This window comes from Cupriavidus sp. HMR-1 (assembly GCF_000319775.1).
GTDB lineage: Bacteria > Pseudomonadota > Gammaproteobacteria > Burkholderiales > Burkholderiaceae > Cupriavidus > Cupriavidus metallidurans.
On the sequence record NZ_ANKP01000227.1, the window covers coordinates 49,342 to 69,729 of the forward strand.

The 20,388-nt window shown below is 64.1% G+C and carries 19 protein-coding genes; 8 read left to right on the forward strand and 11 right to left on the reverse strand.

Annotation, left to right across the window (positions count from 1 at the left end):
- The first annotated feature begins 77 nt into the window (after positions 1–77).
- The 3 genes from acnD to D769_RS22210 all read left to right on the forward strand — a co-directional run bounded on the left by acnD (position 78) and on the right by D769_RS22210 (position 5,285).
- Positions 78–2,675, forward strand: a complete 2,598-nt coding sequence (gene acnD / locus D769_RS22200; RefSeq protein WP_008649681.1) for a Fe/S-dependent 2-methylisocitrate dehydratase AcnD — start codon at positions 78–80, stop codon at positions 2,673–2,675.
- 14 nt (positions 2,676–2,689) lie between these two features.
- The gene (gene prpF, locus D769_RS22205) at positions 2,690–3,883 is read left to right on the forward strand and encodes a 2-methylaconitate cis-trans isomerase PrpF (protein ID WP_008649682.1); all 1,194 of its coding nucleotides are present in this window, start codon (positions 2,690–2,692) and stop codon (positions 3,881–3,883) included.
- Between the two features lie 274 nt (positions 3,884–4,157).
- Positions 4,158–5,285: an asparaginase gene (locus D769_RS22210; protein ID WP_008649684.1), complete on the forward strand. Its 1,128-nt coding sequence runs from the start codon at positions 4,158–4,160 to the stop codon at positions 5,283–5,285.
- Between the two features lie 21 nt (positions 5,286–5,306).
- On the opposite strand, the gene D769_RS22215 is transcribed toward D769_RS22210, so the two are convergent.
- Entirely contained in the window at positions 5,307–5,747 is a 441-nt protein-coding gene (locus D769_RS22215) for a PaaI family thioesterase (RefSeq protein WP_008649687.1), read from the reverse strand.
- Positions 5,748–5,900: 153 nt separating this feature from the next.
- On the opposite strand from D769_RS22215, the gene D769_RS22220 reads away from it, so the two are divergent.
- Positions 5,901–6,152: a DUF1289 domain-containing protein gene (locus D769_RS22220; RefSeq protein WP_008649688.1), complete on the forward strand. Its 252-nt coding sequence runs from the start codon at positions 5,901–5,903 to the stop codon at positions 6,150–6,152.
- Positions 6,153–6,179: 27 nt separating this feature from the next.
- Here the strand turns inward: D769_RS22220 and D769_RS22225 are convergent, their stop codons facing one another.
- The 4 genes from D769_RS22225 to D769_RS22240 form a co-directional block, all read right to left on the reverse strand.
- Positions 6,180–6,887: an MOSC domain-containing protein gene (locus D769_RS22225; protein ID WP_008649691.1), complete on the reverse strand. Its 708-nt coding sequence runs from the start codon at positions 6,885–6,887 to the stop codon at positions 6,180–6,182.
- Positions 6,887–7,615, reverse strand: a complete 729-nt coding sequence (locus D769_RS22230; protein WP_008649692.1) for a glutamine amidotransferase — start codon at positions 7,613–7,615, stop codon at positions 6,887–6,889. Before D769_RS22230 ends, D769_RS22225 begins: the two co-directional genes overlap by 1 nt.
- Before the next feature lie 121 nt (positions 7,616–7,736).
- Positions 7,737–10,202 carry a penicillin acylase family protein gene (locus D769_RS22235; protein WP_008649694.1) on the reverse strand — a complete coding sequence of 822 codons (2,466 nt, stop codon included), beginning with the start codon at positions 10,200–10,202 and terminating at the stop codon, positions 7,737–7,739.
- Between the two features lie 91 nt (positions 10,203–10,293).
- Positions 10,294–11,724, reverse strand: coding sequence for an aldehyde dehydrogenase family protein (locus D769_RS22240; protein ID WP_008649695.1), 1,431 nt, complete (start codon positions 11,722–11,724; stop codon positions 10,294–10,296).
- A 222-nt stretch (positions 11,725–11,946) separates the two neighbouring features.
- Here D769_RS22240 and D769_RS22245 point away from each other — a divergent pair, with 222 nt between their 5' ends.
- Positions 11,947–12,630 (forward strand): hypothetical protein, encoded by a 684-nt coding sequence (locus tag D769_RS22245; RefSeq protein WP_008649696.1) that lies wholly within the window; start codon positions 11,947–11,949, stop codon positions 12,628–12,630.
- 74 nt (positions 12,631–12,704) lie between these two features.
- Here D769_RS22245 and D769_RS22250 read toward each other — a convergent pair whose 3' ends face one another.
- From D769_RS22250 to D769_RS22275, 6 genes are all read right to left on the reverse strand, one after another.
- On the reverse strand, positions 12,705–14,327 hold the full coding sequence (locus D769_RS22250) for an ABC-F family ATPase (RefSeq protein WP_008649697.1): 1,623 nt from the start codon (positions 14,325–14,327) through the stop codon (positions 12,705–12,707).
- A gap of 185 nt (positions 14,328–14,512) precedes the next feature.
- Entirely contained in the window at positions 14,513–15,433 is a 921-nt protein-coding gene (gene ldcA, locus D769_RS22255; protein WP_008649698.1) for a muramoyltetrapeptide carboxypeptidase, read from the reverse strand.
- On the reverse strand, positions 15,430–15,999 hold the full coding sequence (gene tadA, locus D769_RS22260; RefSeq protein ID WP_008649700.1) for a tRNA adenosine(34) deaminase TadA: 570 nt from the start codon (positions 15,997–15,999) through the stop codon (positions 15,430–15,432). Before tadA ends, ldcA begins: the two co-directional genes overlap by 4 nt.
- A 21-nt stretch (positions 16,000–16,020) precedes the next feature.
- Positions 16,021–16,497 carry a 6-carboxytetrahydropterin synthase gene (locus D769_RS22265; RefSeq protein WP_008649701.1) on the reverse strand — a complete coding sequence of 159 codons (477 nt, stop codon included), beginning with the start codon at positions 16,495–16,497 and terminating at the stop codon, positions 16,021–16,023.
- Between the two features lie 3 nt (positions 16,498–16,500).
- Entirely contained in the window at positions 16,501–17,136 is a 636-nt protein-coding gene (gene queE / locus D769_RS22270) for a 7-carboxy-7-deazaguanine synthase (RefSeq protein ID WP_008649702.1), read from the reverse strand.
- 178 nt (positions 17,137–17,314) lie between these two features.
- Complete coding sequence (locus D769_RS22275; protein ID WP_008649704.1) at positions 17,315–17,827, reverse strand: DUF1993 domain-containing protein; 513 nt, start codon at positions 17,825–17,827, stop codon at positions 17,315–17,317.
- 393 nt (positions 17,828–18,220) lie between these two features.
- On the opposite strand from D769_RS22275, the gene D769_RS22280 reads away from it, so the two are divergent.
- The 3 genes from D769_RS22280 to D769_RS22290 all read left to right on the forward strand — a co-directional run bounded on the left by D769_RS22280 (position 18,221) and on the right by D769_RS22290 (position 20,380).
- A complete protein-coding gene (locus D769_RS22280) occupies positions 18,221–18,817 on the forward strand; it encodes a DUF2239 family protein (protein WP_081596848.1) in 597 nt (198 codons plus the stop codon).
- Positions 18,818–18,937: 120 nt separating this feature from the next.
- Positions 18,938–19,357, forward strand: a complete 420-nt coding sequence (locus tag D769_RS22285) for a PAS domain S-box protein (protein ID WP_008649708.1) — start codon at positions 18,938–18,940, stop codon at positions 19,355–19,357.
- A gap of 237 nt (positions 19,358–19,594) precedes the next feature.
- On the forward strand, positions 19,595–20,380 hold the full coding sequence (locus D769_RS22290; RefSeq protein WP_008649710.1) for a TetR/AcrR family transcriptional regulator: 786 nt from the start codon (positions 19,595–19,597) through the stop codon (positions 20,378–20,380).
- Positions 20,381–20,388 lie beyond the last annotated feature (8 nt).

The following is a 20,388-nucleotide window of genomic DNA, read 5'->3' on the forward strand; positions in this document are numbered from 1 at the left end:
GATCCGCAAGAAAAACGTGCCGCCGTCCGCGCCCCAGGGCACGGACGGCCGGCGCGAAACAGTCCTCACACGACGCCATGAACACTGCATTCCGCAAGCCGCTACCCGGCACCAAGCTCGACTACTTCGATGCGCGTGCCGCGGTCGAAGCCATCTCCCCGGGCGCTTATGACAAGCTGCCCTACACGTCGCGCGTGCTGGCCGAGAACCTCGTGCGCCGCTGCGACCCCGCCACGCTGACCGCATCGCTCAAGCAACTGATCGAACGCAAGCGTGAGCTCGATTTCCCGTGGTTCCCGGCCCGCGTGGTCTGCCACGACATTCTGGGCCAGACCGCGCTGGTGGACCTGGCCGGCCTGCGCGACGCCATCGCCGACCAGGGCGGCGACCCCGCCAAGGTCAATCCGGTGGTGCCGGTGCAACTGATCGTCGACCACTCGCTGGCCGTTGAATGCGGTGGTTTCGACCCCGATGCGTTCACGAAGAACCGCGCCATCGAGGATCGCCGTAACGAAGACCGCTTCGATTTCATCAACTGGACCAAGAAGGCGTTCCGCAACGTCGACGTGATCCCGCCGGGCAACGGCATCATGCACCAGATCAATCTGGAGAAGATGTCGCCCGTGATCCACGCCGACCACGGCGTGGCCTACCCCGACACCTGCGTCGGCACCGACAGCCACACGCCGCACGTCGACGCGCTCGGCGTGATCGCGATTGGCGTGGGCGGCCTGGAAGCCGAAAACGTGATGCTCGGCCGCGCCTCGTGGATGCGCCTGCCGGACATCGTCGGCGTGGAACTGACCGGCCGTCGCCAGCCTGGCATCACCGCCACCGACATCGTGCTGGCCCTGACCGAATTCCTGCGCAAGGAAAAAGTGGTTGGCGCGTATCTGGAATTCCGTGGCGAAGGCGCTTCGTCGCTGACGCTCGGCGACCGCGCGACGATTTCGAACATGGCCCCCGAGTACGGCGCCACCGCCGCCATGTTCTTCATCGACAACCAGACCACCGAATATCTGCGACTGACCGGCCGTGACGAGGCACAGGTCCAGCTCGTGGAAACCTACGCCAAGACCGCTGGCCTGTGGGCCGACGCGCTGACGAAGGCCGAGTACGAGCGCGTGCTCCATTTCGATCTGTCCACGGTCGTGCGCAATATGGCCGGCCCGTCGAACCCGCACAAGCGCCTGCCGACCTCCGACCTGGCTGCCCGCGGCATCGCCGGCAAGTGGGAAGAAGTACCGGGACAGATGCCCGACGGCGCCGTGATCATCGCCGCCATCACCAGCTGCACGAACACCAGCAACCCGCGCAACGTGATTGCCGCCGCCCTGCTGGCGCGCAACGCCAACGCACGCGGCCTGACGCGCAAGCCCTGGGTCAAATCGTCGCTGGCGCCGGGATCGAAGGCCGTGGAGCTTTATCTGGAAGAAGCCAACCTGCTGCCCGATCTGGAAAAGCTCGGCTTCGGCATCGTGGCGTTCGCCTGCACGACCTGCAACGGCATGTCCGGCGCGCTCGATCCGAAGATCCAGCAGGAAATCATCGACCGTGACCTCTACTCCACGGCCGTGCTCTCCGGCAACCGCAACTTCGACGGCCGCATCCACCCGTACGCGAAACAGGCGTTCCTGGCATCGCCGCCGCTGGTGGTGGCCTACGCCATCGCCGGCACGATCCGCTTCGACATCGAACGCGACGTGCTGGGCGCCGATGCCGACGGCAAGCCGGTGTACCTGAAGGACATCTGGCCGACGGACGAAGAGATCGACGCGATCGTCAAGCAGAGCGTGAAGCCCGAGCAGTTCCGCAAGGTCTACGAGCCGATGTTCGCGCTGCAGGCGGAAAACGACACGTCGATCAGCCCGCTCTACGACTGGCGCCCGCAAAGCACGTACATCCGCCGTCCGCCGTACTGGGAAGGCGCGCTGGCCGGCGAGCGCACGCTGCGCGGCATGCGTCCGCTGGCGGTGCTCGGTGACAACATCACCACCGATCACCTCTCGCCGTCGAACGCGATCCTGCTGAACAGCGCGGCCGGCGAGTATCTGGCCAAGATGGGCCTGCCGGAAGAAGACTTCAACTCGTACGCGACGCACCGCGGCGACCACCTGACCGCGCAACGCGCCACATTCGCCAACCCGACGCTGATCAACGAGATGGCCGTGGTCGAAGGCGCGGTCAAGAAGGGTTCGCTGACGCGCATCGAGCCGGAAGGCAAGGTCGTGCGCATGTGGGAAGCGATCGAGACGTACATGCACCGCAAGCAGCCGCTGATCGTGGTGGCCGGGGCCGACTATGGCCAGGGCTCGTCACGTGACTGGGCCGCCAAGGGTGTGCGTCTGGCCGGCGTGGAAGCCATCGTCGCCGAAGGCTTCGAGCGCATTCACCGCACCAACCTGATCGGCATGGGTGTGCTGCCCGTGGAGTTCAAGGCCGGTGAGAACCGCGCCACGTACGGCATCGACGGCACGGAAACCTTCGACATCATCGGCGCGCGCAAGCCGCGCGCGGAACTGACGCTGGTCATCCACCGCAAGAACGGCGAGCGCGTGGAAGTGCCGGTGCTGTGCCGCCTGGACAGCGACGAGGAAGTTTCGATCTACGAAGCAGGCGGCGTGCTGCAACGCTTTGCGCAGGACTTCCTCGAGTCCTCGCGCGCGGCGGCATGACGGGAGACCGACGAATGGCACATGTACCCCAAATCAGGATTCCCGCCACCTACATGCGTGGCGGCACCAGCAAAGGCGTGTTCTTCCGCGTGCAGGACCTGCCAGAGGCCGCGCAGGTCCCTGGCAAGGCGCGTGACGCGCTGCTGATGCGCGTGATCGGCAGCCCCGATCCGTACGGCAAGCAGATCGACGGCATGGGCGCGGCCACCTCGAGCACCAGCAAGACCGTGCTGATCTCGAAGAGCACCCGACCAGACCACGACGTCGACTATTTGTTCGGCCAGGTGTCGATCGACCAACCGTTCGTCGACTGGAGCGGCAACTGCGGCAACCTGTCGGCGGCGGTCGGTCCGTACGCGGTCAGCAACGGCTTCATCGACGCGGCGCGCATTCCCGAGAATGGCACCGTGACGATCCGGATCTGGCAAGCGAACATCGGCAAGACCATCATCTCGCACGTGCCGATCACCAACGGCGCGGTGCAGGAAACGGGCGACTTCGAGCTCGACGGCGTCACGTTCCCCGCGGCCGAAGTCCAGCTCGAGTTCATGGACCCGGCCGCCGAGGAAGGCGATGACGGTGGCGGCGCGATGTTCCCGACCGGTAACCTCGTCGATGACCTCGAAGTGCCCGGCGTCGGCATGCTCAAGGCCACGATGATCAATGCCGGCATTCCGACGATCTTCGTCAATGCGGAGGCCATCGGCTACACCGGCACGGAACTGCAGGAAGCCATCAACGGCGACCCGAAGGCGCTGGCGATGTTCGAGACGATCCGTGCCTATGGCGCCAAACGCATGGGCCTGATCCGCGACATCGACGAAGCCGCGCGTCGCCAGCACACGCCGAAGGTGGCGTTCGTGGCGAAGCCGGCGACGTACACGGCATCGAGCGGCAAGACCGTCAATGCCGGCGACGTGGACCTGCTGGTGCGTGCGCTGTCGATGGGCAAGCTGCACCATGCGATGATGGGCACGGCTGCGGTGGCCATCGGCACGGCGGCTGCGGTACCTGGCACGCTGGTGAACCTGGCGGCCGGCGGCGGCGAACGCGAGGCGGTGCGGTTCGGCCACCCATCCGGCACGCTGCGCGTGGGCGCGCAGGCCGTCCAGTCCGATGGCGCATGGACCGTGACGAAAGCCATCATGAGCCGCAGTGCACGCGTGCTGATGGAAGGCTGGGTTCGCATTCCGGGCGACGCGTTCTAAGCGCGTACAGACGGAAGTTCCTCGCTGCTTGTGCAAAGCGGCATCCTCTCTCGCAGAGGATGCCGCTTTGTCTTTTCAGGCATACGTATGCGGCTGTGACCCTGCTTGTGCAGTTGTCGACGCAACTCTGGGGCCTCGGTATAGTGCTCGCTCCATTCCCGGAAACGACCGCTGGAAAACCCTGCGGCGCCTGACGAATGGAATCCATGAATCGAAAACCTGCGGCTCTCGCGCTTCCACAAGACGCGCGCCGTTCGCCGATATGAGGAGAATCATGCAACGCACTGCCCGTCTCAAACCCTTGGCCGCCCTGATGCTTTCGGCCAGCCTGTTCACTGGCGTGGCCCACGCCCAGCTCAGCCCCACGCCGGCCGCCAGCGCCAATGCGCCGACAGGCACGACCGCCGAAGCACGCAAGGCCAACATCGTCATCATCGGCACCGGCGGCACCATCGCCGGCGCGGGTGCTGCCGCCACCAATACCGCGGCCTATCAGTCCGCCGTGGTGCCAGTCGACAAGATCATCGCTTCCGTGCCGGAGATCTCGAAGATCGCCAACGTCAAGGGTGAACAGGTCTTCCAGATCGGCTCCGAAAGCTTCAACAACGAGCGCCTGATCAAGCTGGCCAAGCGCGTCTCCGAACTGCTCAAGCAGCCCGACGTCGACGGCATCGTCATCACGCACGGCACTGACACGATCGAGGAGACCGCGTACTTCCTGAACCTGACGCTCAAGAGCGACAAACCCGTGGTGGTGGTTGGCTCGATGCGCCCGGGCACCGCGCTGGGCGCCGATGGCGCGCTGAACCTGTACGACGCCGTGCTGGTAGCGTCGAACCCCGCCTCGAAGGGCAAGGGCACGCTGGTGGTGCTCAATGATGAGATCCAGACCGGCCGTGACGTGACAAAGACCAACACGTTCAAGGTCGAGACGTTCCGCTCGCCGTTCGGACCGCTCGGCTACGTGGTGGAAGGCCGCACGCTGTACTTCCGCCTGCCGGCCCGTCCTCACACGACGCAGACGGAGTTCGACATCGACAAGATCGACAAGCTGCCTGAAGTGGCCGTGGTCTACGCGTACGGCAACATGAACCCTGCTGCGGTCGATGCCGCGGTGAAGAGCGGCGCCAAGGCCATCATCTTCGACGCCACCGGCAATGGCAGCGTCGGCGACTACATGGTCGAACCGCTCAAGGCCGCCCGCGCCAAGGGCGTGTTCATCGTGCGTGCCTCGCGCACGGGCAGCGGCGTCGTGATCCGTAACGGCGAACAGCCCGACGACAAGTACGACTGGATCGTCACCGACGACCAGATCGCGCAGAAGGCTCGCATCCTGATGGCGCTGGCACTGACCAAGACCAACGACCCGAAGGCACTGCAAGACATCTTCTGGAAGTACTGATCCTGGTGAACCTGGTGTGAACTAGATCAGGGCCGTGCTCATCAATGCCTTGGCAACGAGCACGGCCTCGGCATCGCCCTCCGCATAGACCGAGACCTCGGTCGCCACCTGCCGTTTGCCACGGCGAATCACCTCGGCCACGGCCCGCAGTGGGGCTGCCCGCGCCGGCGCCAGATACTGGATCGACAGCGAACCCGTCGCCCCGGTCTTGACGACATCCAGATCGACTTTCGAAAACGCCGCAGCCGCGCCGGCCACATCGATCAGCGTTGCAATGACGCCTCCATGGACGATATCGCCAACCGTGATGTTCTTCATGCTGAATGGCAGCAGCATCTCCACGCGCTCGGCAGCAAGCGCATCGAGCCGGATACCCAGCGCTTGCGCCACCGGCGAGGCAATCAGCACCGATTCGATCATTGCGGCATTGCGCGGGTCGACAGCGTTGGCGGACTCGGACATCGGCAATCTCCCGGTAATCAGTTGCGGTGGAAACATGACCCATCAAGCGTAGACGGGTGACCAGCCAACCACAATGACCTCGGGGGTAATTCCGAATCGGACAGGCGTTTATAATGTGCGGCCTGTCGTTCCTGTCGCCGCCACTCCGTCTTTATGCCCGTCAACCCGTCCGCGTCACTTGCCCCGTCCGCCACCGTCGATACCGATGGTCAGGCGAAGTTGAGCGATCGTCCGGACAGCCCCTGCATCGGCATCTGTTCGACCTTGTTCGACGAGATCTGCCAGGGCTGCGGTCGCACGGCGGCCGAGGTCAGCAACTGGGTGTTCTATTCCGACGAGGAAAAGCAGGTGATCTGGGAGCGGATCACCCGCGAAGGCACGGCGCGTCGATTCCAGCCGGATTGACCGGCAGATACGCCGCGCTGGCTGACCCTAGCCTCCGGCCAGCCGCTTCTCCATATCCTCCACGAGATGGCTCGCCACGCGCTGGCGGGCCAGCTTGCGCCAGCTTTCCGCCAGCGGCGCCAGATCGGCCATCTCGGCCAGTGCCCTGTAGTTGAGGCGATCCACGTAGAGCACGTGCAGCAACCGTTGCAGGGACCATTGCGGGTAAGGGCGCGCTACGAGCACCATCCTGTCGCCGGCGGACACTTCGCCCTCCTCGATCACCCGGTAGTACCAGCCCGTGCGTCCGCCTTCCTGCACCGAGCGCGACATGGCCGCATAGCCGAACCGATGATTGAGCTTCCAGCACGGCTGCCGGGCCTGCGAGACTTCCACCAGCGCCGTGCCGACACGGAAGCGGTCGCCAATACAGACTTCCGCCTCCGTCAGACCGTGCGTGCTGAAGTTCTCGCCGAAGGCACCCGGGCCATTCAGCACGTCGACGTTACCGCCATGGGCCGCCAGCGTTTCGTGCCAGACCGGATAGTGGTCGCGCGGATAGTGGTGCAGCGCCTTCTCCGGGCCGCCGTGATGCTTCGGATCGCCCTGCTCGTCGATATCGAAGCCGAGCTTCGTGATGCGAACCGGCCCGCTGACCACTGTCTTTTCGATCCCGCTCGGTACCCCTTTGGGGCCGAACGGCTTTACCCTGCCCGCCAATACGGCGGCAATCGGGATGTTGATCACCGCATCCATCAAACCCCGGCCTCTTCCATCCACCGTGCAAACATCCGCTCACCGGCATTGGCAACGACGGCGCCGATTTCACCGGTACGGCGACGAATCGTGCGCGGATCAATGCCGGCGCGCCCCAGTTCGACCGTATGCCCGATCAGCCAGGTTTCGATATCGCCCGGCTTGACCTCGGGGTGGAACTGCAACGCCAGCACATGCGAGCCGATGGCATAGGCCTGGTGCGGCGTGGCAGCCGTGGAGGCAAGTAGTTCGGCGCCGGCGGGCAGGTCGAAGGTATCACCGTGCCAGTGCAGCACCTGCCAGTCGGCCTCGGCCAGCGCGGCCAGCGGCGACCGCCGACCGGCTTCCGTGGGCGTGATCGGCGCCCAGCCAATTTCCCGCGTGCCCGGATACACGCGCGCACCGGCCGCGGCTGCAATCAGTTGCGCACCCAGGCACGCACCGATCATTGGCCGCCGCGCATGAAGACGCTCGCGAATGACGGCGATCTCGGCTTCGAGCCACGGATAGGCTTCGGTCTCATAGACCCCGATCGGGCCGCCGAGCACCACGAGCAGATCGGCGGGATCATCCTGCACCAGTGCAAGGTCATCCACGCCGGCCTGATACATGCGGATTTCGTGACCACGCGCACGGGCTGCATCGGCAATCACGCCGGCGTGCTCGAATCCCACATGCTGGATCACGTCGGTGCGGCGCGGGCTGCGAGGTGCATGGGTATCGCTCATCGAATGACTCCTGCAAGGAAAGGTCTCGTCATGGTACTGCCCGCTTACCGGGAATGATTTCCATTGACACAATCTTTGACAACATCGGGCGGGTCAGTTGCCGTCGATCAGTTGCCGTCGCTCAGTTGCCATCAGTCAGCGGCCGCAGTACCAACGTGTCAAAGCTGTCCCCGCCCGGATTGCGCCGGTGGGCGCCAATCGTGATGAATTGCACGGCGGCCCACTCCTCGGTCCAGTCGCGGTAGTGCGGCGACAGCGCATTGCCAGACTGCCCGGTCGATGTCATGAAACGCGACTCCGACAGATCGTCCAGATCGTAGATGGCGCGCAGACTGGCCGCGTGCGTGCTCTCGAATGGTGCGTGCTCGTCGCGGAGGTTGTGGCGGCCCACATCCACCGTATACGTATCGCCACCAGTAGGCACGCGCACGTTGAACAGGCTGGACAGGTACGGCACCTTGCCGAACGGCTTGTGCTCGGAACGCGCGGTGTGCGCCTTGCCCCAACGCCACTTGGCCGTGTCATCGCCATAGCGACGATCCAGATCGGCAATCGCCCGCTGCCATGCCAGCCCGATCGTGTCCGCACAGCTCTCGTGGGCGGGCGTGCGCGAGTTGTCGCACCAGAAGGCACCCAGGCCCTTCGGGTCGCGCATCGCATTGAGCATCGGCAACTGGACGTTGCGTTGCTCCCAGAGCCGGTTGAATTGCGATTCGCCGACCTTGTCCTCGAACAGCAGGCGCGACAGTTCGCGTAGCCATGCGGTCACCACCAGCGGCTCCGCGCGGTCGGCCGACATCGTGCCGTCCCATTTGCGCAGCGCGTCGAGCAGCGCGCGCTCGCGCGGCGGGCGTGTGGCGTCCGTCGCCACTGGGGCAGCCAGCAGCAATGGCAGCGCATCGCGCACGGCTAGCGAGACCACGTCCTTCTGGATCTCGGCAAAGGTGTCCTTCGTATGGTGCGGCTCGGCCTCCAGCAGCGTGCGGATGCGCTGGTAGCGATACGGTACCGTCCATTCGCTCGTAATGAAGTACGGGTAGTCGTCTCCCACGATCTTCTGGTTCGCCGTGACGATCATGCCCTCGGGCGGATTGAAGCGGCGCGGCAACTGCTCGAACGGGATGAAACCCTGCCAGTCGTAACGCGCATCCCAGCCCGGCGCTGGCGCGAGCCCCATCAGGTCATTGTCGGGGCGGCGCAGCGGCACGCGCCCCGGGGCGATATATCCGATATTGCCGTCGACATCGGCGTAGACGATGTTCTGCTGCGGCGAATGGAAGTCACGCAACGCCGCCACGAACGACTTCCAGTCCGAGGCGTGGCTCATGTTCAGGCTGGCCACGAACGTGCGATCGTCGGCACGCAGCGCCGCCCACTGGAACGCCACCACGTACTGCGCGCCCAGCGGCTTGGCGGCCGCGCTGATCGGCTCCGCCACATCGGACATGACCGGTCCGTGCCGCGTGCCGCGCACCGTCAGCGTGACATCCGACGCCCCCTTGACCTGGATGGTCTCGGTTCGCGTGCTGAACTCCGCCCAGCCCTCTGGCGTTTGATAGCGGTTGGGATTGGCCGGGTCGACCCGCTCCAGATACAGGTCCTGGACATCGGGCGCGGTATTGGTGAAGCCCCAGGCAATGCGCTTGTTGTGACCCAGCACCACCAGCGGCGCGCCGGGCAGCGTGGCGCCGGTCAGATCCAGGCCAGGGGCCTGCAGATGCGCGAAATACCAGAGCGCGGGCGCCTGGAGCCCCAGATGCGGGTCATTGGCCAGCAGCGGCTTGCCACTGCGCGTATGGGCGCCGGAGACAACCCAGTTGTTCGAGCCCATCCCCTCCACGTAGCCAGACGGCGCCTGCTGGACAACTTGCGCCATGGCCGTGGCCACCGGGGCAAGCTTGCGATAGAAGCTGGCGTAGTCCATCGTCCGCAACGGCTTCTCGCCCGGATACGGCGCCAGGATTTCTGCAATGCGAGAGGCAGGCAACTGCTGGGACAGCCCCATGCGCAGGACTTCCTGCGTCCAGTTACCCCCGAGATCCCACGCCATCATGGTCTGCCAGCCAATCGTATCCACCGGCTCCCAGCGCTCGGGGCGGGTGCCAACGATCAGGAATTCCGGCGGCAGCGCCGACTTGCGCGTGTCGATGAACGCATTGACACCATCGGCATAGGCCTGCAGCACCGCGCGGGCCTCTGGCGGTGTCTGTGCGAGGATCGCCTCTGCATTGCGCCGCACGCCCAGTGTGCGCAGGAAGCGGTCGGTCTCGAGCGCGCTGGGACCCAGGATTTCGGCAAGACGGCCCGCGACGATGCGCTTGTTCATCTGCATCTGCCAGAGGCGGTCCTGCGCGTGGACGTAGCCAAGCGCGTAGTACGCATCGAGTGAGTTGGCCGCCTGGATATGTGGCACGGCATTGCGGTCTCGCACCACTACCACGCGGTCTCGCAGGCCGGCCAGTCGCAAGGTGCCGGCCACGTCGGGCTGCGACGCCTGCCTGTACCAGACATAGCCGCCGATCGACCCGGTTGCCGCCAACAGCACGATGCCCAGCAATCCCCAACCCAGCCGTTTCAACCAGCGCATCCAACTCCCCCCGATAGGAAAGACCGCAAAGACAGAAATAAAAAATGCCCGGACATGCCGGGCATTGATGATACGACGAACTCGTCCTCGGTCAGGCGGGCTTCTTGAGTTGCAGCGACTTGTACTCGAGGAATTCCTCCAACCCGAACTTGCCACCTTCACGCCCGTTGCCGGACTGCTTGAAGCCACCGAACGGCGCGTTCATGTTGAACGGGCCGCCATTTATGTCCACCTGGCCGGTACGGATACGGCGTGCCACGCGGATCGCGCGCGACTCGTCACCCGACCAGACACCGCCGCCCAGGCCGTAGATGCTGTCGTTGGCGATGCGGATGGCCTCGTCTTCGGTGTCATAGCAGATAACGGACAGCACCGGCCCGAAGATCTCCTCCTGCGCCACGGTGGCCTTCGGATCGACGTTGCCAAGGACGGTCGGCTTGACGAAGAAGCCACGGTCCAGACCAGCCGGCGTATCGGGCCCTCCCGCCACCAGTTCCGCGCCCTCGTCCAGACCGCGACGGATATATCCGGTGACGCGCTCCTTCTGCACCGCCGAGATCAGCGGTCCCAGCTTCGTCGTGTCGGCCAGCGGATCGCCAACGGTGAAGCCTTCCACCACCTTCGCGGCGATGGCCTTGACTTCCTCGTAGCGGCTGCGCGGCACAAGCATGCGCGTGTGCGCCGAGCAGGTCTGCCCCGAGTTCAGGTAGCAGGCGCCGATGGTGCCCTTGACGGCCGTCGGCAGGTCCGCATCGTCGAGGATCACCGACGCCGACTTGCCGCCGAGTTCGAGCGCCACGCGCTTGACGGATTGCGCGGCCAGTTCCGAGACGCGCTTGCCGGCACGGGTCGAACCCGTGAACGACACCATGTCGACATCGGGATGGCTCGCCAGCACCTCGCCGACCACGGGGCCATAGCCGGTCACCAGGTTGAACACGCCCGGCGGCAGCCCCGCGGTCTCGATCACTTCAGCCAGCACGAAGGCGTTGAGCGGCGCCACTTCGGACGGCTTGAGCACGACGGTGCAGCCCGCTGCCAATGCCGGCGCCACCTTCAGCGTGATCTGGTTGAGCGGATAGTTCCAGGGCGTGATGGCCGCGACCACGCCGACCGGCTCGCGCACGACCAGCGAATTGCCCACCTGCTCCTCGAACGCGAACTGGTCGAGCAGCGCCGCGGCCTGGCCCCAGTTGTAGACGGGGCCGCCCACCTGGATGGCGCGGGCCAGCTTGATCGGCATGCCGACTTCGCCCGCGATCATCTGCGCAAGCTCCTCGCTACGCGCCTTCAGGCCTTCGGCAATCTTGCGGATGTAATCAGCGCGCACGGACGGCGGCGTGGCCGACCAGGCATCAAATGCCGCGCGCGCGGCAGCGATGGCGTTCTCGGCGTCACGCGCGTCCCCTTCGGGGATCTTGCCCATGACGTCTTCGGTGGCGGAATGAATGACATCGATGAACCCCGTGCCGTGGGGGGTCACCCAGCTACCATTGATGAAAAGTTTGTCTCGTTGTTGCATGGCCACAGTTCTCGTTAGGTGAATCGGCGGTTGCAATATTTTTTGTTACTTTCGTGGTGCACCACATTGTAGAGCGGTTTGCGGTTTCGAATTTCCTGTGCCGCAAGCTCCAGCTGACATCGAGACGGCGATTATCGGCCACATACCAGACTTTGGGAGGGTATGCGTCGGGCGGCCGGTACATAACAAAACAAGACAGAACAAAACAACAAGGAGCGGGGCATGGTCGATCCGATCTTTCGCAAGACGGAGGCAGGACAGGAAGAAATTCGCACGCGCGAACGAAAACTGGATCAGAAACTGCGTGCGCTACTGCTGATCGTGAACGGGGAGCGCGCCAAGTCGGAGCTAGTGGCGCAAGTCGGCGCCCTGGGCGTGGCCGGGGAAGCATTGGACACGCTGCTGGCACTCGGACTGATCGAGCCAATACCGGCTGCCACGGGCGCGAAGCCTGCCTTGTCGACCGCGACGGCCACGGTTCGCCCAGCTACCGGCCAGGCGCAACCCGCTCCGCAGCGGGCCCCGGCCGAGACCAATCTGTTCGCGGCCTATTCATCGTTCAACACGTCCGATGGCAAGGGCATCGACGACGTCCTGGCGGACACCACGATCGCCCCGGGCGCCCTGCCCGCGGCAAAGCCATCGGCGCAGCCAGCCACGCCGGCACCCGATGGCTACCAGCGCCTTTATCACTTCTATACGGATGTGATCGGTAATCACCTCGGCCTGCGCGGCTATATGCTGCAAGTCAAGGTGGAGAAGGCGGCGACGCTGGTGGAGCTGGCCGCCCTGCGTGACATGCTGGGGGCTGCGCTGCAGAAGGCGAAGGGAGAGATCACGGCGCGCGCGATCATCGATCAGCTGGATCAGCTGCTGGCGGAGATGGGATTGGCGCCGGTGCGGTAGCACGGGCCATGAAGCTCCCCTGCTCCGCGTTGCGGGACAGGGGAGAAAGACGCCGGATTACCGGCTTACCGACTTTACGCCTCGATGCCCTGCGATTGCAGGTACTCGTCGTACGTGCCGAGGTAATCGGTGATCCGCCCGTCGGTGCGCACTTCGATCACTCGCGTGGCCAGAGCACTGATCAGTTCACGGTCATGCGACACGAAGACCAGCGTGCCCGTGAACTTGTCCAGCGCGACCTGGAGCGATTCGATCGACTCCATGTCCATGTGGTTGGTCGGCTCGTCCATCGCCAGCACGTTATGGCGGCCCAGCATCAGCTTGCCCCAGATCATGCGACCCTTCTCGCCACCGGATAGCACCTTGACGGACTTCTTGATATCGTCGGCCGAGAACAGCAGACGGCCCAGCGTGCCGCGCAACGACTGGTCGTCGTCGCCGGCCTGGGTCCACTGGCTCATCCAGTCCATCACGTTCAGGTCGTTCGGAAATTCCTCGTACGTGTCCTGCGGCATGTAGCCCACGTTGGCGTTCTCGGCCCACTTGACCGTGCCGCGGTCCACTTCCACGCCGCGCTGCACGCCGGTTTGCACCACGTTGTTCAGCAGGGAACGCAGCAGCGTGGTTTTGCCCGCGCCGTTCTCACCGATGATGGCCACACGCTCGCCAGCCTGGATCGCCATCGACAGATTGTTGATGATCTTGCGGTCGTAGGTCTTGGTGATGTCCTCTGCTTCGACAGCCAGGTTGTGCAGCTTCTTCTCGAACTCGAAGCGCACGAACGGGTTCTGGCGCGACGACGGCTTGATGTCCTCGACCTTGATCTTGTCGATCTGCTTCAGGCGCGACGTGGCCTGGCGAGCCTTCGACTTGTTGGCCGAGAAGCGGCGCACGAAGTCCTGCAGTTCGGTGATGCGATCCTTGGCACGCGCGTTGGCGGCCACCTGGCGCTCGCGGGCCTGCATCGACGCCTGCATGTAGTCGTCGTAGTTGCCCGGGTAGACCTTCAGCGTGCCGTAGTCCATGTCCGCCATATGCGTGCACACGGAGTTCAGGAAGTGACGATCGTGGGAAATGATGATCATGGTGGAGTTGCGCTCGTTGAGCACGTCTTCCAGCCAGCGGATCGTGTTGATGTCCAGGTTGTTGGTCGGTTCGTCGAGCAACAGCACATCCGGATTCGAGAACAGCGCCTGCGCCAGCAGCACGCGCAGCTTCCAGCCCGGGGCGATCTCGCTCATCGGGCCCTGGTGCTGATCGGTCGGGATACCCACGCCCAGCAGCAGTTCGCCAGCGCGTGCCTCGGCCGTGTAGCCGTCGAACTCGGCGTACTTGGCCTCGAGTTCGGCAGCGTGCATGTAGTCTTCGTCGGTGGCTTCCGGGTTCGCGTAGATCGCGTCCCGCTCGCTCGCCGCGCCCCACATTTCGGTATGGCCCATCATCACCACGTCGAGCACGCGGTTGTCTTCATACGCGAACTGGTCCTGGCGCAGCTTGCCCAGACGGATGCCCGGCTCCAGCATGACCGTGCCCGACGACTGCTCCAGATCGCTGCCGAGAATCTTCATGAAGGTGGACTTGCCGCAGCCGTTCGCGCCGATCAGGCCGTAGCGGTTACCCTCGCCGAACTTGACCGAGATATTCTCGAACAACGGCTTGGGGCCGAACTGCATGGTGATGTTTGCGGTAGAAAGCACGTCTGAACCTTGTCTGGAATGTCGGTGTGCCGCGTGGGCACCCTGAGATGACTGCTCGCGGCAGGCATTGGCGCCCGGCGCAGCGAAATGAGGAAATAACCAGATATTTTACCACTCGTGGGGGTATCTGGTAAGTCGCGGGCGGCATGTCGCCGCCCTGGGCGCCCTCCGGCTACAGCCCCGCCTTACAACGTCGGATAACCCGACAGCGACAGCACGAATCCGTCGGCACGTGCCGTCAGCCGCGCATTTCCGCCCACCGGCAAAGTCAGCTTGCGCGGGCAGTGGCCGAACGGCAGGCCCGTGAGCACCGGAATACGCAACTGTTCGCGCACAAAGTCGAATACGGCATCCATGTTGTAGCCGTTGTCGTAGTCGGTGGTGCGGTAATTCGAGAAATCGCCCAGCACGATGGCCTGTTGCCGGGCCAGCACCCCTGCGTGCAGCAACTGGAGCAACATCCGCTCCACGCGGTAGGGCGGCTCGTTGATGTCTTCCAGGAACAGAATGCCACCGTCGATGTTCGGCATGTACGGCGTGCCCAGCAGCGTGCACAGCATGGCCAGATTGCCGCCCCAGAGCGTGCCTTCCACGGTTGCCGGCGCGGCCATCTGGGGCGCTTCGACCTCGATGTCGTGGACCGGGGCGCGCAGGATGCCCTCGAAATGCCGCCACATGAACGAATCGACGTGTTCCTCGCCGAAATCCGCGAGCAGCATCGGCCCTGCGAACGACACCCCGCCAGCCTTGGCCAGATAGGCCAGCTGGAACGCGGTGAAATCGCTGTGACCGACGATCGGCGTGCCGCTTGCGCTGGCCTGCTCCGCGATGCGCCCGAACTCGATGCGATCGAGCAGTCGGCCCAGGCCGTACCCGCCGCGCACCGCCAGCGTCAGTTCCCCCGCGGGACCTGTGCCGATGGCATGGAGATCGGCCAACCGCTCCGCATCCGTACCGCCGAATCGCAGATAGCGGCGCGCAAGCACATCGGGATTGTTGACGTGGTAGCCATGGTGCTTGAGCCAGGCACAGCCGCGGGCGGCAATGGCAACGTCGTGAGGGTAGCCGGATGAGGCGATGAGGCGGACTTCGGTGGGCTGGCTCATGTTTCGGAATTCGGGTCTGAAGCCTGAATTTTCCCCGAATCTGCGTCCACTGGCGAGACCTGCAAGGCTCTTGCCGCTTTCTGCGCCCTGCGGCGCGCCCCGAAAAAGTCGCGCAGCAACTGGCCACACTCATCGGCCATCACGCCTCGCGTGAGTGTGGTCTGGTGATTGAGCGTGGCCTGCGCGAACAGATCGACCACGCTGCCGGCCGCCCCCGTCTTGGGATCGGTCGCGCCAAATACCACGTGTCGCAGCCGCGCATGGAGAATCGCCCCGCTGCACATTGGGCACGGTTCGAGCGTCACGTAGATCTCGCACTCGGGCATCCGGTAGTTGCCCAGCACCTTGGCCGCCGCGCGCAGCGCCTGCATCTCCGCGTGGGCGGACGGATCGACCGAACGGATCGGCAGATTGTGGCCGCGCGCGATGATCTTGTCTTCCCACACCACCACGGCGCCCACCGGCACCTCGCCGGCCGCTTCGGCCAGCCGTGCCTCGTCGAGCGCGGCGGCCATGTAGAAGCGGTCGCGCTCCGCGGGGTCGGCAAATACGGGGACGTCTGCCATGAAGCGCCTGTCAGTCCCGCGTCAGTCCTGCGCGGGCAGGCTGAGCGGCGCGCTGACCTCGGCCCAGCAGTTCGGCGTCTCGAACAGCACCAGGCGGGTCAGTTGCAGATGATGATCGAAGCAGTCCTTGAAGACCGGCGCCAGGATGTCGAACGCCACCTGCGCAAGGTTTTCAACGGTCGGAATGCTGTCGATCACCACGGTCTTGTGGTTGTCCATCGACTGCAGGAAATTCAGCAGCGCGGTATCGCCACGATAGATCAGGAACGCGTGATCCCACTTCGACACCAGATGCTCGTTGGCGAGCGTCTTGATATCGCCGAAATCCAGGATCATGCCGTCATCGGGCGCGCCCTCCTGGTGCAGGACTTCGCCGGACAGCGTCAGGTCCAGACGATAGCGGTGGCCATGGATGTTGCGGCACTGTCCGCCATGGCTTGGGATGCGGTGCCCGGCGTCGAATTCGAGCCGGCGCGTAATCGAAACTTGTTTGCTCATGTGTCAGCGAATGCCCAGCAGCTTGTGGGTCTGCAGCGACAGGCGCCAGCGCGGGTGGCGCTGGCAGAACTCCACTGCCGCGGCAGTATTCTGCCGGGCCAGCGGGCCATCCATGGCCTGCACCATGAAATACTGGAAATCCAGTTGCTCGTATGCCGCGAAATCCTGGCCATCCTGCGGAATCACGACCTTGAGTTCGTCGCCCTTCTTCACCACGAGTTCCGAGCCCATCTTCGGGCTCACGCAAACCCAGTCGATACCCTCAGGCACCTCGATCGTGCCGTTGGTTTCGATGGCGATCTCGAAGCCGCGCGCGTGCAGGGCGCCGATCAGCGGCGCGTCGAGCTGCAGCAGCGGCTCACCGCCAGTGCAGACCACGAGCGGTTTGCCGCCTGCACCCTGCGGCCATTCGGCCGCCACCACTGCCGCCAGTTCATCGGCGGTCTTGTACTTGCCACCCAGCGTGCCATCGGTCCCGACGAAATCGGTATCGCAGAACTGGCATACCGCCCGCGCGCGGTCTTCCTCACGACCGGTCCACAGGTTGCAACCCGAGAAACGGCAGAACACCGCGGCGCGACCGGCGTTAGCGCCTTCGCCCTGCAGCGTGTAGAAGATTTCCTTGACGGCGTAAGTCATGCGGTTGGTTTTGGGTCTTGGGGGTGTCCGGAATCGCCCGCCTGCCTAAAAAATAAGCAAAATGCGATGGGTGGGCAACCGGTGATTGTAGCAAGAACTTAGGGTTTTTGCTGAGAACCCGAAATCATGACGACCTTGGCGCCGGCCACCGCGAGCAGCAGACGCCACCCATCATCGCTCACCGCGGCGGCGCGCCCAGGAAATCCATCTTGCCGATCTGTACCCCCTTGTGACGCAGGATGTCGTAAGCCGTCGTGACATGGAAATAGAAATTCGGGAGCGCGAAACCAAGCAGGTAGTTCTTCCCGTCGAACGTAATCGGACCATGGCGCAGCTTGAGCTCCACCGTCCGCGTCTCGCTGCCTTCGAACTGCTCCGGCCGAATCGTCTTCAGATAGCCAATGGTCTTGGCGATGCGCTCCTGAAGCTCCGGGAAAGTCGCCTCGGTATCCGGAAATGAGGGAGTCTCAAGCCCCGCCAGCCGTGCCGCGCAGCCCTTGGCCGCGTCGCTCGCGCGCTGGATCTGAGCCGGCAACGGGTCCATATCCGCGATCAACCGCGTCTGGATCAGCTCCGCGGCGTCCATTCCCTGCGCCTTCGCGTGGGCGGCGCCCTTTTCCAGGATCGCGGACAGGTTGGTCAGCGCGCGGATGAATACGGGTACCGATACGTCGTACATCGAGAGGGCCATGTGGGCTCCTTGGCTGTGAATACGGAACGTGCGTTGCTATTGTCCAGGCGGGGCCTGCCGGCACCCGCTGGCGAGAGCATAGACCGGAATCCCGCCGACTGCCCGGTCAGGCTTCAGCCCCGGCGGAAATCAGGCCTTCAATGGTCCGGGCACGGACCTGCGGGTCGCGAATGCGTGCGATGCCTTCGTGACCTGACATGTGAGCCTGAGCCTCTGCTGAGATAAGGAGCCGGCGATCGTGCTCGAACGCATTCCGCCAGGTTCCAGGCTTCACCATAAAATGCTACGTAAGGCACTTATCGCGTGGCTACGATATTTTTATCCGGATAATATTGCACGTTTAATTTTATCCGGATAATATTTATGAATCGTCTAGCTACCCATCCGATGATGATGACAACCTCCCCCTCCTACACCAGCTTTAACGGACACGAACGTATCGCCACAGGCCCCTTGCTGGCGAACGCCCTGGCCGTCAAACATGCGCTCTCACAGGGTACGACCGGCCCCGTGTTGATCTTCGACGATACGACCGGCCGCACCGTGGATGTGGATACCAGGGGAACGGAACAAGAGATCGCCAGCCGCTTGCAACTGGCGACACGACACAACAAAGACTCTGAAGCCGGGTTGGAAGCGTCGGAAGCCTCCGAGCCCAAAGGCCGCGGTCGGCCGAAGCTTGGCGTGGTGGCGCGCGAGGTCACGCTGCTGCCCCGGCACTGGGAATGGCTGGCCGGCCAGCCCGGTGGCGCCTCCGTGGCACTCAGGAAACTGGTCGAGGAAGCGCGCCGCGTGGGCAGCGAGAAAGACCGGATGCGCCAGGCCCACGAGCGTGCCTATCACTTCATGCTGGCCATTGGCGGCGATCTGCCCGGCTTTGAAGAAGCTACGCGCGCGCTGTTCAGCAATGATGCATCGCGGCTCCGCGAGCTGATCGGCGGATGGCCCGCTGACGTGCGCGACCACGCGCTGCATCTGGCGGACTATTAATAGTCCCGAGAGAAAGCCCAGGCATCTGCGATTTGCAGCGGAGAATATCGACTGGCAACCGGGCCGCATCAGACGGCCCGATGCCGAGCGAGCGCCCCCACCCCACAAGGCGATGAAATCATGACAATTTCAACGAATACGGCAGCGCAAATCCTCGAGCAACTCGCCGACGCACTCATCTTTGCCGATCCAGACGGCCGTATCACGGGCTGGAATCATGCCGCGGAGGAACTCTTCGGATACGGCGCGGGCGAGGCGCTAGGCCAAAGTCTCGACCTGATCATCCCTGAGCGCCTGCGGGCCGCGCACTGGAAGGGATTTCAGGCCGCCATCGACACCGGCAAGACCCGCCTCTCCGGCAAGCCGACACTGACCAAGGCGATCCACAAGGACGGACGCAAACTCTTCGTGGAAATGACGTTCGCGCTGGTCAGCGATGCGAACGGCAAAGCCATCGGCTCAGTCGCAGTTGCGCGGGATGTCACGGACAAGGTCGAGCGGGAACGCGCCCAGAGCGCTGCGGGGCCAGCGTCAAGATAGCCCCCCCGTTTCCGGGACGATCACCAGCATTCAAAACCCGCAACGCTTGCGGGTTTTTATTTTCTGCCGCTGACGACAGCTACCCGTCGTGTTTGGCCAACACGCCAAATGTGTTTGGCAGAGACCCAACAGCGTGGCAGACCGGAAATTGCAGCCGGCCCGCAGTTCCGGCTTGCACAATAGGCCACAAGGACTATAAATAGAACCATAAATCGAATTCTATTTGGGAGACACAGCATGCTCGATGTTCCCATCGGCAGCGCCGAGGCATCGCCTGAACGATCAGATCGACCTGATCGCCAGACAGATGCGGCCCCCCCAAAGAACCGCAGACTCGCCCTGCAAGCCCGCAGCCAGGCAACAGAGAAAGCGCTGCTGGATGCTGGCCTGGCCCACTTCGAAGCGCACGGATTTGAGGGCTTGTCGATGCAAGCGGTGGCTGAATACGCTGGCACATCGATTGGCGCCTTGTACTTCCGCTTCGGAGACCGCGAAGGCTTCATTCAGGCCGTGCTGGAACGCGGCTTCGACCAGATCCGCCAGGATACGGACGACTTGCTGGCCAAGGTCACGACCGAGCATGCATCACCGCACGAGGTCATCAATGCCTTCGTGGACCTGGCCGTACGCGTACAGAAGAAGAGTCATGGCGTATTCCGTGCCGTGCTGCAGCGTGCGCTGGTCGACCCCAAAGCCTGGGAGCCCGTGGGTCGCCTGGGAAACGACGCCACGCGCCGGCTGGTGTCCGCACTGAGCCGGTTTCCGGAGGTGGTAGCCATCCCTGACTGGGAAGCGCGCTTGATGTTCGGCGTGTACGCAGCGCGCAGCGCGCATTTCAACGCGATGTACAACAGCCAGGCACCCTTACCCAAGGGCCATACCGCCATGGTTCACACGCTGTACGAGCTTGTCGTGAGCTATCTGGGCCTGCCCCCAATCGGGCGCGTCGGCCAGGGCACTAATGACCAGGGCGGCCGCCCCAGGAAGCTAGCCACCTCATCGCGTACCCGCCATACGCCGTAGACATCCGC